Raw genomic sequence first — 17,264 nt, forward strand, 5'->3', positions numbered from 1 at the left:
GTCAGTCGGAGTCGCCGGCCGCCATGGCCGCGCGTACCAGGTCGTCGATGTCCATGTTCTTGATGGCTTCGCTGCGGTCCTCGGAGCTGTCGCCGGCGCCGTCGCCGGCGGTGCTCCCCGCGTCGGTGTCCGCGCTGCTCCCGGCGGCGGTCGCGGGCGCGCCGCCCGGATCGCCGTTCGCCTGCTGGGCGGTGGCGAGGCCGAGGAGGGTGTCGAGCAGTCCGGCCTCGCGGAGCCGGGCGATGGGGATGGATGCCAGCGTGCGGCGGATCGATCCCTCGTCCCGCCCCGCGGCCTTTCCCCCGCCCTCCGTTCGGACCGCATCCGCGTCCGCGTCCCCGTCCGCGTCCCCGTCCTGTGCCGGCAGGAGTTCCGTGCGCAGGTGCCGGGCCAGCGCCTCGGAGTTGGGGTGGTCGAACATCAGCGTCGCCGGGAGCCGCAGGCCGGTCGCGGACTGGAGCCGGTTGCGCAGCTCGATCGCGCCCAGCGAGTCGAGGCCCAGTTCGGTGAAGCCCCGCGTCGGGGGGATCGCTGCGGGGTCGCCGTGGCCGAGGACGGCGGCGGCGTGGCCCTGGACGAACTGGAGGAGGTAGCGGTCGCGGTCGCTCTCGCCGAGGTCGGCGAGGGTGCGTTCCAGGGTGGGCGTACCGGCTTGCCCGTCGCCTGCGCGCGCACCCTCCCGTGCCGATCCCGCTGCGGCTACCGTGCGCGCCAATCCCCGTAGCAGAAAGGGGAGTTCGTCGGCGCGGCGGGCGAGGGCTGCGCGGTCCAGGCGGATCGGGGCCAGGACGGGGTGGTGCGTGCGCAGGGCGTCGTCGAGCAGGGCGACGCCCTCTGCCGCGGACAGTTCGGCGACGCCGGAGCGGTTGACGCGTTCGAGGTCGGTCGTGCCGAGTTCCTCGCCCGCGTCGACGGTGCCTTCCCACAGGCCCCAGGCCAAGGAGTGGGCCGGGAGGCCCTGGGCGGCCCGGTGTTCGGCCAGGGCGTCGAGGAAGACGTTGGCGGCGGCGTAGTTGGCCTGCCCCGCGGCGAGGATCATCCCGCCGGCCGACGAGTACAGGACGAACGCGCTCAGGTCGAGGTCTTTGGTCAACTCGTGCAGATGCCAGGCGGCGTCCGCCTTCGGCCGCAGGACGCGGGCCACTTGCTCGGGGGTCAGCGAGCCGACGAGGCCGTTGTCCATCACCCCGGCGGCGTGCACGACGCCGGTGAGCGGGTGGGCGGCGGGGACCGACGCCAGCAGGCCGGCCAGCGCCTCGCGGTCGGCGGCGTCGACCGCCGCGAGACGAACCCGTGCTCCCAACTCGGTCAGTTCGGCGGCCAGTTCCTTCGCTCCGGGGGCGTCCGCGCCCCGACGGCCGGCGAGCACCAGGTGCCGTACTCCGTGGTCGGTGACCAGGTGCCGGGCGGTGAGCGCGCCGAGCAGCCCGGTTCCTCCCGTGATCAGCACCGTGCCGTCACCGAACCGGGCGTCGGTCCCGGCGGCGGGCTGCGGCCCGGCCGCCGACTGTGTCCCGGCCACAGACCGTGCGCCGGCCGCGGAGCCCGCCCCGACCGCCGGCCGCGCCCCGGCCTCTGCCTGTGCGCCCGTGCCGGGCACCGGCCGCAGCCGTGGCACCCGTACGACTCCACGCCGGACGGCGAGTTCGGGTTCCGACGAGGCAAGCGCGCCCCGCAGTGCCCGGGCCGACGCGGGGGCGGCGTCGAGGTCGATCACCGCGAACCGCCCCGGATGCTCCGCCTGCGCGGCCCGCACCACCCCCCACAAGGGCGCCTGCGCGAGGTCGACGGAGTCGCCCGGGCGCTCCACGACCACCGCGTTCCGGGTGAGGACCACCAGCCGGACCGCCGTGAGGCGTGCGTCGGCCAGCCAGTCGCCGAGCACGGCGAGCAGTTCCTGCGTCGCCGCACGCACCCGGTCCGGTACGGAGGCGCCGCCTTCCGCACCCAGGGCGTCCTCGACGCCGTTGAACAGCACGATGTGCGGCAGCGACGCGCCCGCGTCCAGGGCCGTTCGCAGGGCGGCGAGCGAGGCGTACGACGGGCAGGAACCGCTCTCGGCCAGGCCGGCCGGCACCGGACCGACGACGGCGAGGCCCTCCCGCGGCGGTGTCGGCTCCGAGGTCGCGCCCCCCTCGGCCCGCTCGCCCCCCTCGGCCCGCTCCTCCCAGTGGACGCGGAACAGCGCCTCGTGCGACGGCGCACCGGCCGCCGCCAGCTGGTCGGCCGTGACCTCCCGCACGACCAGCGCGTCGACCGTGGCGACGGGGGCGCCGGTCGGGTCGGTGATGCGCAGCGCCACCGCGTCCGGGCCCGGCTTGGTGAGCCGTACGCGCAGGGTCGCCGCGCCGGTGGTGTGCAGGCGCACTCCGGTCCAGGCGAACGGCAGTGCGGTGCGGTCGGCCTCGGCCCGGCCCTCGTCGAGGACGCGCTCCACGTGCAGGGCCGCGTCCAGGAGGGCGGGGTGGAGGCCGAAGGAGGCTGCCTCGGCGTGGTTGCTCTCGGGCAGGGCGATCTCGGCGAACAGTTCGCCGTCGCGCCGCCAGGCGGCCCTGAGTCCCTGGAAGACGGGGCCGTAGCCGTAACCCAGGCGGGCGAGGTCGGCGTACAGGTCGGCGACGTCCACGGGGCGGGCGTTGGCCGGGGGCCATGCCGAGGCGTCCGCGTCGCCGCCCGGGGCGGCGGGGGCGAGGACGCCGCGGACGTGGCGGGTCCACGGCCGGTCGCCGGGCGCGTGGTCGGGGCGGGAGTAGACGGCGACGCCGCGCCTGCCGGGCGTGCGCGCGCCGTCGCCGCCGCCGTCCGGGATTCCGCCCTCGGGGCCGACGACGACCTGTACGGCGACTCCGCCGCGGTCGGGCAGCACCAGCGGGGCTTCCTGGGTCAGCTCCTCGAGCAGCGTGCAGCCCGTCTCGCGGCCGGCGCGCAGCGCCATCTCGACGAAGGCCGTGCCGGGCAGCAGGGTGGCGCCGAGGACTGCGTGGTCGGCCAGCCAGGGGTGGGTGTCCAGGGCGAGACGGCCGGTCAGGACGGGCGCGCCGGTCTCGGGCGACTCCACCACCGCGCTCAGCAGCGGGTGCCCGGCGGCGACCTGGCCGAGGCCGGCGGCGTCGCGGGCGGCGGCGGGCGCGTCGAGCCAGTACCTGCGGCGCTGGAAGGCGTACGTGGGGAGGGGGACGCGGCGTGCGCCGTGCGGGGCGAAGTACGCGTCCCAGTCCGGGCGCGCGCCCGACAGGTGCAGCCGGGCCAGCGCGGTCGCGAGCGTCTCGGTCTCGTCCCGGTCCCGGCGCTGGACGGCGACCACGACAGGGCCGTCCCCGCCCCCGTCCCCCGCGTTGTGACGACCGCCGTCCGCGCCGCCGTACGCGTCCAGGGTCGCCTCGGTCAGCGCGGCGAGGACGCTGTCGGGGCCGACCTCCACGAACCGCGTGACGCCCTCGTCGCGCAGCCGGCGCACGCCGTCGGCGAAGCGCACCGCCTCGCGGACGTGGCGGACCCAGTGGTCCGGGGACGTCAGTTGGCCCGGGGCGGCGACCGTGCCGGTGAGGTTGGTGACCACCGTGAGCCGCGGTTCGACGTAGGCGAGGCTCTCGGCGACCTTGCGGAAGTCGGCGAGCATCGGCTCCATCAGGGGAGAGTGGAAGGCGTGCGACACGCGCAGTTCGCTGGTCCTGCGGCCCCGGTCGCGCAGGGTGCCGGCGATGTCCCGCACCTCCTCGGCAGGACCGGAGACGACGACCGCGCGCGGTCCGTTGACGGCGGCGATGCCCGTCCGCGCGGTGAGCAGCGGCTGCACCTCGTCCTCGGTGGCCTCGACGGCGGTCATGGCGCCGCCGGCGGGAAGGGCCTGCATCAACCGGCCGCGTACGGCGACGAGTTCGGCGGCGTCGGGCAGGGACAGGACGCCGGCGACGTGAGCGGCGGCCAGTTCGCCGACGGAGTGGCCCATGACGGCGTCCGGTCGCGCGCCGAAGGACTCGAGGAGCCGGAACAGGGCCACTTCGAAGGCGAACAGGGCGCTTTGGGTGTACTGCGTCTCGTTCAGCAGGGCTGCCTCTGGCGAGTCCGGCCGGGCGGACATCAGCTCGCGCAGCGGGCGGTCCAGCCTGGGGTCGAGGTGGGCGCAGACCTCGTCGAGGGCGTCGGCGAACACGGGGTACGTCTCGTGGAGCCGGCGGGCCATGCCGGGTCGCTGGGCGCCCTGGCCGGAGAAGAGGTACGCGGTCCGTCCGCCCGGGTGGAGGGCGCCGCGCAGGACGGCCGGGTGCGGTGCGCCGGCGGCCAGCGCGGTGAGGGCGTGCAGGGCGGTGTCGCGGTCGGCGGCGAGGACGGCGGCCCGGTGGTCCAGTGCCGTGCGAGTGGTCGCCAGGGAGCGGGCGACGTCGGGCAGGTCCAGGTCGGGGCGGTCGGCGAGGTGGGCGCGCAGGCGCTCCGCCTGGGCGGGCAGGGCGGCCTCGGCCGCGGCGGACAGCAGCAGGGGTACGGCACGCGGCGGCGTCGTCCGTACGGACACGGACGGTGCGGGGCCGGCGGCCGGCGTTCCCCTCACGACGGTCGCGAGGGGCGTGTCGGGCGCGACGGGCGCGACGGGCGTGTCGGGCGTGTCGGGCGCGACAGGTGCGACAGGTGCGACGGCTCCGTCAGCTCCGTCAGGTGTGTTGGGTGCGTCACGCGTGTTGGGTGCGTCAGGCGTTTCGGGGGCCTGTTCCACGATGACGTGGGCGTTGGTGCCGCTGAGGCCGAAGGAGGAGACGGCGGCGCGGCGGGGGCGGGTGCGGGCGGGCCAGGGGCGGGCCTCGGTGAGCAGTCGTACGTCGCCGGCCGTCCAGTCGACCTCGGGCGAGGGGGCGTCGACGTGCAGGGTGCGCGGCATGATCCCGTTGCGGATGGCCATGACCGTCTTGATGACGCCGCTGACGCCGGCGGCGGCCTGGGCGTGGCCGATGTTCGACTTGATGGAGCCCAGCCACACCGGGTCGTCCTGCGGGCGGTCCTGGCCGTAGGTGGCGAGCAGGGCCTGTGCCTCGATGGGGTCGCCGAGCCGGGTGCCGGTGCCGTGGCCCTCGATCAGGTCGACGTCGGCGGCGGCGAGCCCGGCGGCGGCGAGGGCGCGTTGGATGACCCGCTGCTGCGAGGGGCCGTTGGGCGCGGTGAGCCCGTTGCTGGCGCCGTCCTGGTTGACGGCGGAGCCGCGGACGACGGCGAGCACCTCGTGCCCGTTGCGCCGGGCGTCGGACAGCCGTTCGAGGAGGAGGACGCCGAGGCCCTCGGACCATCCGGTGCCGTCGGCCGCGGCGGAGAAGGCCTTGCAGCGGCCGTCGGCGGACAGGCCGCGCTGCTGGCTGAACTCGATGAAGATCTCCGGAGTGGACATCACGGTCACGCCGCCGGCCAGGGCCATGCCGACCTCGCCGCGCCGGATGGCCTGGCAGGCCATGTGGAGGGCGACCAGGGAGGAGGAGCAGGCGGTGTCGACGCTCACGGCGGGGCCTTCGAGGCCGAGGGTGTAGGCGACGCGGCCGGTGAGGACGCTGGCCGCGGTGCCGTTGCCGAGGTAGCCGGCGACGTCGTCGGGGATCTCCTGCAGACGGGTGCCGTAGTCGTGGTACATGACGCCGGCGTAGACGCCGGTCTGGGTGCCGCGCATGCTCGCCGGGTCGATGCCGGCGCGTTCGAAGGCCTCCCAGGACGCCTCCAGCAGCAGGCGCTGCTGCGGGTCCATGGCCACCGCCTCGCGCGGTGAGATGCCGAAGAAGTCGGGGTCGAAGTCGGCGGCGTCGTAGAGGAATCCGCCCGCGCGGGTGTAGGTGCGGCCGGGCAGTCCGGGCTCGGGGTCGTAGACGCCCTCGGTGTCCCAGCCGCGGTCGGCGGGGAAGCCGGCCACGGCGTCGCGGCCGTCGGCGACGAGGTCCCACAGGTCCTCGGGGCCGCGGACGCCGCCGGGGAAGCGGCAGGCGATGCCGATGATCGCCACGGGTTCGTCGTCCGGGACGGCGACGGCGGCCGGTTCCGGCCCCGGCGCGGCTTCCGGTTCCGGGTCCGTGCGGAGCCGGTCGGCGAGGAGGGCGGCGACGGAGCGGGTGGTGGGGTGGTCGAAGACCAGGGTCGCCGGGAGTCGCAGGCCGGTGGCGGTGGTGAGGGCGTTGCGCAGTTCGACGGCGGCGAGGGAGTCGAAGCCGAGTTCCTTGAAGGCGCGGTCGGGGCCGACGGCCGCGGCGCCGGTGTGGCCGAGGACGGTGGCGACGTGGGTCGCGACCAGGTCGAGGAGGGCGCGTTCCCGCGCGGCCGGGGTCAGTGCGGCGAGGCCGCGGGCGAGGTCGCCGGTCGCGGGGGCGGCAGTGGTACGCGCGGTGCGGCGGGCGGTGGTGCGGGCGGCGAGGGCCCGCAGCAGGGGCGGGGTGTCGTCGCCGCGTGCGCGGAGGGCGGCGGGGTCGGTCTTGAGCGGGGCGAGCTGGGCGTGGGGGGTGCGCAGGGCGGCGTCGAGGAGGGCGAGGCCCTCGGTGGCGGGCAGGGCGGGCAGGCCGAGGCGGGCGGTGCGGTCGAGGTCGGCGTCGGTGAGGTCGCCGCCGAGGCCGGTGGCGACGGCCCACAGGCCGAAGGCGAGGGCGGTGGCGGGCAGTCCGGCGGCCCTGCGATGGTGGGCGAGGGCGTCGAGGAAGACGTTGGCGGCGGCGTAGTTGGCCTGTCCGGCCGGCATGACGAGGCCGCCGGCGGAGGAGAACAGGACGAACGCGGTGAGGCTCTGTTCCTTCGTCAGCTCGTGCAGGTGCCAGGCGGCATCGAGTTTGGGGCGCAGGACGGTGTCCAGCCGCTCGGGCGTCAGGTCGCCGATCAGGCCGGGGTCCACGACGCCGGCGGCGTGCACGACACCGGTCAGCGGCCGGTCGGCGGGGACGGCGCCCAGGGCGGCGGCCAGTGCGTCGCGGTCGGCGGCGTCGCAGGCGGCCACCGTGACGTGGGCGCCGAGGTCGCGCAGTTCGGCGGTCAGCTCCCGGGCGGCGGGGGCGTCCATGCCGCGTCTGCTGGTCAGCAGCAGGCTGCGCACGCCGTGCTCGGTGACGAGGTGGCGGGCGGTGAGCGCGCCGAGACCGCTGGTGCCGCCGGTGATCAGGACGGTGCCGTCGGCGTCCCAGGGGGCGCCGGCGTCGGGTACGGCGGTCCGGGCGAGCCCGGGGACCAGGAACCGGCCCGCACGGACGGCGAGTTCGGGTTCGCCGAGCAGTGCGGCGGCGGGCAGCCGGCGCCGGGACTCCTCCGTGCCGTCGGTGTCGATCAGGAGGAGCCGACCGGGGTTCTCGGCCTGGGCAGCGCGGACCAGTCCCCATACGGGCGCCTGGGCGAGGTCGGTGAGGTCGGCGTCGCCGACGGCCGCGACCGCGCCCTGGGTGACGACGGCCAGCACGGTGGTGGCGAGCCGCTCGTCCGCGAGCCACGCCTGCACGAGCGCCAGGACGTGGGCGGTCGTCTGCCGCACCGCGCCGGGAGTGTCGGGCGCGGCGGGCCGGGGGCACAGTGCGAGGACGACATCGGGCAGCGGGTCCGTGCCGTCGGCGAGCGCCGCGAGGGCGTCCGCCGGGGCCGCCGTACCGGCGTGGTCGGCGTCCAGGAAGGCGTGGCGTCCGCGTGCGGCGGGTGCGGGGGCGAGCGGGGTCCACTCGACGTGGAGCAGCGCGTCGGCGACCGTGCCGCGGGCCGCGTCGAGCCGGCGTGCGGAGACCGGTCGGGAGATCAGCGACTCCACGGTCATGACCGGCTGTCCGGTCTCGTCGGCGACGATCATCGCCGACTCCTCGGCGCCCCGGATCCTGCGCACCCACACCCGCAGGGCGGCGGCGCCGGTGGAGTGCAGTGTGACGCCGCTCCAGGCGAACGGCAGCAGCGCCCCCGAGCCGCCCTCGTCCCGGTCGACCAGGACGTCGGCGTGCATGGCGGTGTCGAGCAGCGCCGGGTGCAGGCCGTAGCGGGCGGCCTCGCCGCGTACGGCGCCGGCCGCCGGGTCGTCGGGGAGGGCGACCTCGGCGAAGAGTTCGTCGCCGCGTCGCCAGGCGGCCCGCATGCCCCGGAAGGCGGGACCGTAGTGGTAGCCGCGTTCGCGCAGCCGGTCGTAGGCGTCGGTCAGGTCGACGGGGGTTGCCCCGGCGGGGGGCCACCGGGTGAGGTCCGCGGTCGGGGCGGGGGTTTCGGGTGCGGCGGCGGTTCGGGGGGTGAGGAAACCGGCTGCGTGGCGGGTCCAGGCGTCGGCCGGGGCGCCGTCGCGGCGGGAGTGGATGTGCAGAGTGCGGCGGCCGGTCCCGTCCGGGGGGCCGGCCACGACGCGCAGCGCGACGCCGCCCCGTTCGGGCAGGACCAGCGGCGCTTCCAGGGTGAGTTCCTCGAGCCGGTCGCAGCCGGTCTCGTCGCCGGCGCGCACGGCCAGCTCGACGAAGGCGGTGCCGGGCAGCAGGACGGAGCCGAGGACGGCGTGGTCGGCGGTCCAGGGCTGGCCGGTCGGGGAGAGGCGGCCGGTCAGCACGACGCTGCCGTTCTCCGGGGAAAGGGCGGCGGCGCCGAGGATCGGGTGGTCGACGGGGTCCAGTCCCGCGGAGCCGACGTCGCCCGCTCCGGCCGCCGCGCGCAGCCAGTAGCGCTGCCGCTGGAAGGCGTACGTCGGCAGGTCGACGTGGCCGTGCCCGCGGTCGCCGAGGACCGCGTCCCAGGCCACGGACGCGCCTTTGGCCCACAGGGCGCCGGCGCCGGCGAGGACCTCGCGCTCCTCGTCGCGGTCGCGGCGCAGCAGCGGCACGCACACGCCGGCCCGGCCGGTGTCGAGGCACTCCCGGGCGAGCGCGGTGAGCACGGCGTCGGGGCCGATCTCGGCGAAGGCGACGGCCCCGGCGCGCTCGGCGGCCCGCAGCGCGTCGGCGAAGCGGACCGTCGCGCGGACATGCCGCACCCAGTACTCCGGGGTGACGAGGTCGCCGTCCTCGGCCGGGGCGCCGGTCACCGTGGAGACGATCGGCAGGCGCGGGGGTGCGTAGGTCAGTTGCTCGGCGACGGCGCGGAACGCGGCGAGCATCGGTTCCATCAGCGGGGAGTGGAAGGCGTGCGAGACGGTGAGCCGGGTGGTCGTGCGTCCCCGCGCCGCCAGCCGGTCCGCCGCCTCGGCGACGGCGTCCTCGGCGCCGGACAGGACGACGGACCGGGGCCCGTTGACGGCGGCGAGGCCGACCCGGCCGGACAGCAGCGGCAGCACCTCGTCCTCGCTCGCGCGTACGGCGACCATGGCGCCGCCGGCGGGCAGTTCCCGCATCAGCAGGCCGCGCGCGGCGACCAGCCGGGCGGCGTCGGGCAGGGACAGCACCCCGGCGACGTGGGCGGCGGCGATCTCCCCGACGGAGTGGCCGACGAGCACGTCGGGGCGCAGGCCCCAGGACTCCGCCAGCCGGAACAGGGCGACCTCCAGCGCGAACAGGGCGGGCTGGGCGTACTCGGTGCGGTCGAGGGCGGCCGGGTCCGTGCCCCACATCACCTCGCGCAGCGGCCGGTCCAGGTGCGCGTCCACTTCCGCGGCCACGGCGTCGAAGGCGTCCGCGAAGTGCGGGAAGGCGGCGTGCAGGGCGCGGCCCATGCCGAGGCGCTGGGCGCCCTGCCCGGTGAACAGGAAGGCGGTCCTGCCGTCGCGGACCTGCCCCGCGGGGAGCGGGCCGTCGAGGGCGCGGGCGAACTCGTCTCGGTCGGCGGCGACGACGACCGCGCGGTGCTCCATGGCGGTCCGGGTGGTGGCCAGCGCGCGGGCGGCGTCGGCGACCTGGTCGTCGCGCAGGGTGCGGGCGAAGGCGGCGAGCCGGGCGGCCTGGGCCCGCAGCGCCTGCGGGGTCCGGGCGGACAGCACCCAGGGCAGGGCCCTGTCGGCGGGCTCCTGCGGGCGAGGACGGTGCGGGGTCTCGGCCGGCGCCTGTTCGATGATCACGTGGGCGTTGGTGCCGCTGATGCCGAAGGAGGAGACGCCGGCGCGGCGCGGACGCCCGCGGTCCGGCCAGGGCGTCGCCCCGGTGAGCAGCCGTACCGCGCCGGCGGACCAGTCCACCTGGTCGGAGGGCTGCTCGGCGTGCAGGGTGGCGGGCAGCAGGCCGTGCCGCATGGCCTGCACCATCTTGATCACGCCGGCCGTGCCCGAGGCCGCCTGGGTGTGGCCCATGTTGGACTTGACCGAGCCCAGCAGCAGCGGTTCGCCGTCGGCGGGGCGTTCCTGGCCGTAGGTCTCCAGCAGGGCCTGCGCCTCGATGGGGTCGCCGAGCCGGGTGCCGGTGCCGTGGCCCTCGACCGCGTCGACGTCCGCCGGGGTGAGCCCCGCGTCGGCCAGCGCCCGGCGGATGACGCGCTGCTGTGCGGGGCCGTTGGGGGCGGTCAGCCCGTTGGACGCGCCGTCGGAGTTGACGGCGGAGCCGCGCAGTACCGCCAGTACCCGGTGCCCGTTGCGCCGGGCGTCGGACAGCCGCTCCAGCAGCACGAGACCGACGCCCTCGCTCCAGCCGGTGCCGTCCGCGCCCGCCCCGAAGGACTTGCAGCGGCCGTCGGCGGCCAGACCCCGCTGCCTGCTCATGTCGAGGAAGGTGTCCGGCGTGGACATCACCGTCGCGCCGCCCGCCAGTGCGAGCGTGCACTCGCCGCGGCGCAGGGCCTGGCTCGCCCAGTGCATCGCCACCAGGGACGACGAGCAGGCGGTGTCGACGGTGATCGCGGGGCCCTCCAGGCCGAGCGTGTAGGCAATGCGGCCGGAGGCCATGCCGGCCAGGCTGCCGCTGCCGTGGTAAGCGGCGAGGTCCTCGGGCAGGGGGCCCAGCCGCAGCCCCCAGTCGTGGTACATGACCCCGGCGAAGACTCCGGTACGGCTGCCCCGCAGCGAGGCCGGGTCGATCCCGGCCCGCTCCAGCGTCTCCCAGGCGACCTCCAGCAGCAGGCGCTGCTGCGGGTCCATGGCGTGGGCCTCGCGGGGGCTGATGCCGAAGAAGCCGGGGTCGAACTGTGCGGCGTCGTGGAGGAATCCGCCGTCGGTGGAGTAGGTGCGTCCGGGTTTGCCGGGTTCCGGGTCGTACAGGTCGTCGGCCCAGCCGCGGTCGGTGGGGAACCCGGAGATGACGTCGGCGCCCTCGGTCACCAGCCGCCACAGGTCCTCCGGTGAGGCGACGTCCCCGGGGTAGCGGCAGGCCATGCCGACGATGGCGATGGGGTCGTCGTCGGCCGGCCGCAGGGCCGTCGCGGAAGCGGCGGTCTCGTCGGCCGGGGCGGGGGCGGCTCCGGCGAACAGCTTGTCCGCCAGGTGGCCCGCGAGCGCGGTCGAGGTCGGGTAGTCGAAGGTGAGGGTGGCGCTCAGGCGCAGCCCGGTGGCGGCGGAGAGCCGGTTGCGCAGTTCGACGGCGGCCAGTGAGTCGAAGCCGATGTCGCTGAACGCCCGGGCGGGGCCGACCCGTTCGGCGCCGTCGTGGCCGAGGACCGCGGCGGCCTCGGCGCGGACCAGGTTCAGCAGGACCTCGGACCGCTGTGCCTCGTCGAGCGCGGCCAGCCGCCGCGTCATCGGCGCCGCGTCCGGTCCCGCGCCGGCCCGCGCGCGGCCGGTCGCCGCCGTGCGCCGCGCGGGCCCGCCCGCCAGGTCCCGCAGGAGGGCGGGCACTCCGTCGGGACGGCCGAGCAGAGCCCGGCGGTCGACCCGCAGGGGCAGCACCGCCGGCTCGTCGCCGGCCAGCGCCTCGTCGAGCAGCCGCAGGTTCTCCTTGAAGGTCAGCGGCACCAGGCCCAGGCGTCGGATGCGCTGCAGGGCGGTGTCGTCCAGCCGCTCCCCCATGCCGCCGCCCCCGGCCCACAGGCCCCAGGCCAGCGAGGTCACCGGCCGGCCGTCGGCGGCGCGCTGGGTGGCGAGCGCGTCCAGGAACGCGTTGGCCGCCGCGTAGTTGGCCTGGCCCGCGCCGTCGAGGAGGGTCGCGGCCGAGGAGTACAGGACGAACGCGGACAGGTCCTGGTCCAGGGTGAGTTCGTGCAGGGCCCATGCCGCGTCCACCTTGGGCCGCATGACCCGGTCCAGGCGGTCCGGGGTCAGCGAGCCCACCAGGCCGTCGTCGATCACCCCGGCGGCGTGCACCACGGCGGTGAGCGGGTGCGCGGCGGGGACCGCGGCGAGCAGGGCCGCGAGCTGGGCGCGGTCGGCGACGTCGCAGGCCGTCACCGTCGCCCGCGCGCCCAGGTCGGCGAGTTCCGCGACGAGTTCGGGTGCGCCGGGGGCGTTGGCGCCCCGTCGGCCGGCCAGCAGGAGGTGCCGTACGCCGTGTTCGGCGACCAGGTGGCGGGCCAGGCCGGCGCCGAGGCCTCCGGTGCCGCCGGTGATCAGCACGGTTCCGTCGGGGTTCCACGGCGAGGCCGGCTCCTGCCGGGCACGCGGGGCCGGCGCCAGCCGGGGCACGTGGATCTCCCCGTCGCGCAGGGCGAGTTCGGTCTCGCCCGCGGCGAGGGCCGTGGCGGTCGCGGAGGCGAGCGCGGCGTCCGACGCTGCGGTCCCGTCGAGGTCCAGCAGCAGGAGGCGGCCCGGGTGCTCGGCCTGCGCCGACCGTACGAGGCCCCACACCGGCGCCTGGACCGGATCGGCCCGCTCGCCCTCCCGGACGGCCACCGCGCCCCGGGTGACCACGACGAGGCGCGAGGCGGCCTGCTGCTCGTCGGCGAGCCGGGCCTGCACCACGGCGAGCGCCTCGCCGGCGACCGCGCGGACGGCGGCGGGCACGTCGGCGCCCGCCCCCTCCGTGACGCGGTGGAAGTCCAGGTCCGGGCCCCCGCTCACCGGGGCCTCCGGTTCCGCCGGGCCCGCCGGCCCTGCCGAGGCCACCGCCGGCCCCGGGCCGGGCGGCTCGGCCGCTGCGGCCACCGGCCCCTCCGCCCCGGCGGCGGCGAGCGGCTGCCACCGCACCCGGAACAACGCACCGCTCCCCGTCCCCGCCCGCGGCACGGGCCGTACCGTGAGCGAGTCCACCGACGCCACCGGCGCGCCGGTGGCGTCGGCGACGGCGAGCGAGATCACGTCGCGGTCCGGGGTGACCAGGCGCACCCGGACGGAGGCGGCGCCCGCGGAGTGCAGCGTGAACCCGTTCCAGGAGAACGGCACCCTGGGCTCGCGCTCCCCGGACCGCTGCCCGGCGAGGTCGGAGGCGTGCAGGGCCGCGTCCAGCAGCGCCGGGTGCAGGCCGAAGCCGGGCGCGTCGGCACCGGCCGCCCCTTCGGGGAGCGCGACCTCGGCGAAGACCTCCCCGCCGCGCCGCCACACCGCCCGCACGCCGCGGAAGGCGGGCCCGTAGCCGTAGCCCTCGTCCGCCAGGTCGTCGTACAGGCCGCTCGTGTCGACGGGTTCGGCGCCCGCGGGCGGCCATTGCGCGGCCAGCGCGGCGAGGGCCTCCCGCGCGTCCGGTGACGGCGTGTCGCCGGGGGCGAGGACGCCCGCAGCGTGCCGTACCCAGGCGTCCTCGGCCGGGGCGTCGTCCTCGGGGCGGGCGTGGAACTCGACGGTGCGGCGGCCCGAGCCGTCCGCGGGGCCGACCGCCACCTGGAGGGCGACGCCGCCCGTCGGCGGCAGCGCCAGCGGCGTCTCCAGGGTCAGTTCCTCCAGCCGGGGGCAGCCGGTCTGGTCGCCCGCGCGGACCGCCAGTTCGACGAACGCGGTGCCGGGCAGCAGGGCGGCGCCCAAGATCACGTGGTCGGCCAGCCAGGGATGCGTGGCCAGGGACACCCTGCCGGTGAGCAGGGTCGTGTCGGAGCCGGCGAGGCCCACCACCGCGCCGAGCAGGGGGTGGCCGGCGGCGAGCTGGCCGAGGCCGGACGGGTCGCCGGAGGGGCGCGGCGCGTTGATCCAGTAGCGGCGGCGCCGGAAGGCGTACGTGGGCAGCGGGACGCGGCGTCCCGCGCGGCCGGGGTGGAGCGCCGCCCAGTCGGGGGTGGCGCCGCGTGCGGCGGCGGTGGCGAGCGCGGACAGCGCCTCGTGCGCCTCCGGGCGGCCGGTCCGCAGCAGCGGCGCGAACACCGCGTCGGGGGCGCGGTCTTCGAGGCAGTCGCGGCCCATGGCGCTGAGGACCGGGTCGGGGCCCAGTTCGAGGAAGGTGCGCACGCCGTGCCCGGCCAGCCGGTCGACGCCGTCGGCGAACCGCACCGCGTGGCGGACGTGCCGCACCCAGTACTCCGGGGAGCACAGTTCCTCGGTGGTGGCGAGGCGTCCGGTCACGTTCGAGACGACGGGGATCCGGGGCGGGGAGTAGTCGAGGATGCGGGCGACGCGGTGGAAGGCGGCGAGCATCGGCTCCATGAGCGGCGAGTGGAAGGCGTGGCTCACGCGCAGCCTGCGGGTCCTGCGGCCCCGGTCGGCGAAGTGCGCGGCGAGTGCGAGGGCGGGCTCCGTCGCGCCGGAGACGACCAGGGACGCGGGGCCGTTGACGGCGGCGATGTCGACCAGGTCGCCGAGCAGTGGCCGTACCTCCGCCTCGGTGGCCCGGACGGCGACCATGGCGCCGTCGGCCGGCAGCTCCTGCATCAGCCGGCCGCGGGCGCCCACCAGCGTCGCCGCGTCGGCGAGGCCCAGCACCCCGGCGGCGTGCGCGGCGGCCAGTTCGCCGACGGAGTGGCCGGCGAGGAAGTCGGGGCGCACGCCCCAGGACTCCAGCAGCCGGAACAGGGCCGTCTCCACGGCGAACAGCGCGGCCTGCGCGTACATCGTCGTGTCGAGCAGGCAGGCGTCGGCGGAGCCCTCCTCGGCGAACAGGACGTCCCACAGGGACACGTCCAGCTGGAGGTCGAGATGGCCGATGGCCTCCTCCAGTGCGGCGGCGAACACCGGGAAGCGGTCGTGGAGTTCGCGTCCCATGGCCGGTCGCTGGCTGCCCTGGCCGGTGAACAGGAACGCGAGCCGGCCCGCGGTGGCCTCCCCGGTGTGGACGCCGGGGGCGGTGCGGCCCTCGGCGACGGCGCGCAGGGCGGTGAGGAGGCCGGCGTGGTCGTCGGCGAGGACGAGGGCGCGGTGTTCGAGGGCGGCGCGGGTGGTGCCGAGGGCGTGGGCGAGGTCGGCGAGGTCGGGTGTGCCGGCGGCTGACTCCAGGTGGGACGCGAGCCGTTCGGCCTGGGCGCGCAAACCGGCCTCGCCGCGGCCGGAGACCATCAGCAGGGCCGGGGACTGCGCCGCTCCCGCGGGCGCCGCGGCCTGCGCGGTGACGTCCTCGCTCGGGGGCTCCTCCAGGATGAGGTGGGCGTTGGTGCCGCTGATGCCGAAGCCGGAGACGCCCGCGCGGCGGGGACGGCCGTCCGTCTCCCAGGGGACTTCCTCGGTCAGCAGCCGGACGGCGCCGGACGACCAGTCGACGTTGGGCGAGGGCGCGTCCACGTGCAGCGTCCTGGGCAGGACGCCGTGCCGCATGGCGCCGATCATCTTGATGACGCCGGCCACACCGGCCGCGGCCTGGGTGTGGCCGATGTTGGTCTTGACCGAGCCCAGCCACAGCGGCCGTTCGGGCGAGCGGCCGCGTCCGTAGGCGGCGATGAGGGCCTGGGCCTCGACGGGGTCGCCGAGGGTGGTGCCGGTGCCGTGCGCCTCGACGGCGTCGACCTGGTCGGGGGTCAGCCCGGCGGCGGCCAGCGCCTGGCGGATGACCCGCTGCTGTGCGGTGCCGCTGGGAGCGGTGAGGCCGTTGCTGGCGCCATCCTGGTTGATCGCGGAGCCGCGCAGCAGCGCCAGCACCGGGTGGCCGTTGCGCCGGGCGTCGGAGAGCCGCTCCAGGACCAGCAGGCCGGCGCCCTCCGCGAAGCCGGTGCCGTCGGCCGCCGCGGCGAACGCCTTGACGACGCCGTCGGGGGCCAGTCCCTGCTGCCGGCCGAACTCCATGAACAGGCCGGGGCTGCCCAGCACGGTGACGCCGCCGGCGAGGGCCAGCGCGCACTCGCCGCGGCGCAGCGACTGGGCGGCGAGGTGCAGGGACACGAGCGAGCCGGAGCAGGCGGTGTCGATGGTGAGCGCGGGGCCCTCCAGGCCCAGGGTGTAGGCGACGCGGCCGGAGGCGACGCTCAGCGCGCCGCCGGTGACGAGGTAGCCGGCCAGGTTCTGCGGCGCCTCGTGCATCCGTACGCCGTACTCGGTGGCGCCGGCCGCCACGAACACGCCGGTGCGGCTGCCGCGCAGCGAGCGGGGGTCGATGCCGGAGTCCTCCAGCGCCTCCCAGGCGGTCTCCAGCAGGAGCCGCTGCTGGGGGTCCATCGCCAGGGCCTCGCGCGGGCCGATGCCGAAAAAGTCGGCGTCGAACCCGCCGACGTCGTCGAGGAAGCCGCCGATGCGGGTGGTGACGGCGCCGGCCGCGTCCGGGTCCGCCCCGAGGAGGGCGTCGAGGTCCCAGTCGCGGTCGGTGGGGAACGGGCCGACGGTGCTGCGCCCTTGGGACACGACGTCCCACAGCTCCCGGGCGGAGGAGACCCCTCCCGGGTAGCGCCCGCCGAATCCGACGACGGCCACGGGATCGTCGTCGTCCGCCGCCCGGTCCGGCCGCGCGTCGTCGTCCGCCGTGTGCTCCGCGCCCGACCCGAGGAGTTCGGCGCGCAGGAACGCGGCCAGCCGTTCGGGGCTGGGGTGGTCGAAGGCGACGGTGACGGGCAGGGCCAGCCCGGTGACGGCGCCGAGGCGGGCGTGGAGTTCGACGAGGCCGAGGGAGTCCAGGCCGCACTCGCGGAAGGGGCGCCGGGGGTCGGTGAGCGCGGCCGGCTCCGACGGCCGGACCTTGCGGACCACCTGGACGGTGTGCTCGCACACCAACTCCAGCAGCAGCCGCTCCTGTTCGGGGGCCGGCAGTCCCGCGAGCCGCGGGACGAAGGGCGCCGGCCCCGGCTCCGCGCCCGCTCCGTGTGCCCGCTGCGTGTCAGGGACGTCGGGGTCGAAGCCTCCGGACCGGGCCATCTGCACACTCCAAGTTCGGCGTCGCTGCTGCGGGGAAGCCGCCCACGGCTGGAATCGCACGCTACGGGCGGCGAAAAACCCGGCGGCACCCCTACGGACCCGGCTGTTCTCCCGTCCGGGGCCCACCCCTGGGATCACGGCGTCCATAGGGGTGGGGAATCGTCCCCCGACGTCCCGGACGCCCTGGGACGGACGGGCTCGCACGGCCCCCGGGCCCTGTGTGCGCTGCGGCCCGCACGCCCCCGGACGGGCCCTGTAGGGGTGCGGGGACGCGCTTCTGGGGCCGCTCCCGGGGTCGCCGCGCGCCTGTAGCGGCTTTCAT

At 77.0% G+C, this 17,264-nt stretch carries 1 protein-coding gene; it reads right to left on the reverse strand.

Annotation, left to right across the window (positions count from 1 at the left end; all coding sequences use genetic code 11):
- Position 1: 1 nt before the first annotated feature.
- On the reverse strand, positions 2–16,942 hold the full coding sequence (locus ACZ6KF_RS09900) for a type I polyketide synthase (protein ID WP_469237981.1): 16,941 nt from the start codon (positions 16,940–16,942) through the stop codon (positions 2–4).
- Positions 16,943–17,264: the final 322 nt, after the last annotated feature.

The organism is Streptomyces sp. NPDC046379, from assembly GCF_055587785.1.

Excerpts from the sequence above, each read along its gene's own strand:
- ACZ6KF_RS09900 (WP_469237981.1), bottom strand. The coding sequence starts at position 16,942 with ATGGCCCGGTCCGGAGGCTTCGACCCCGACGTCCCTGACACGCAGCGG.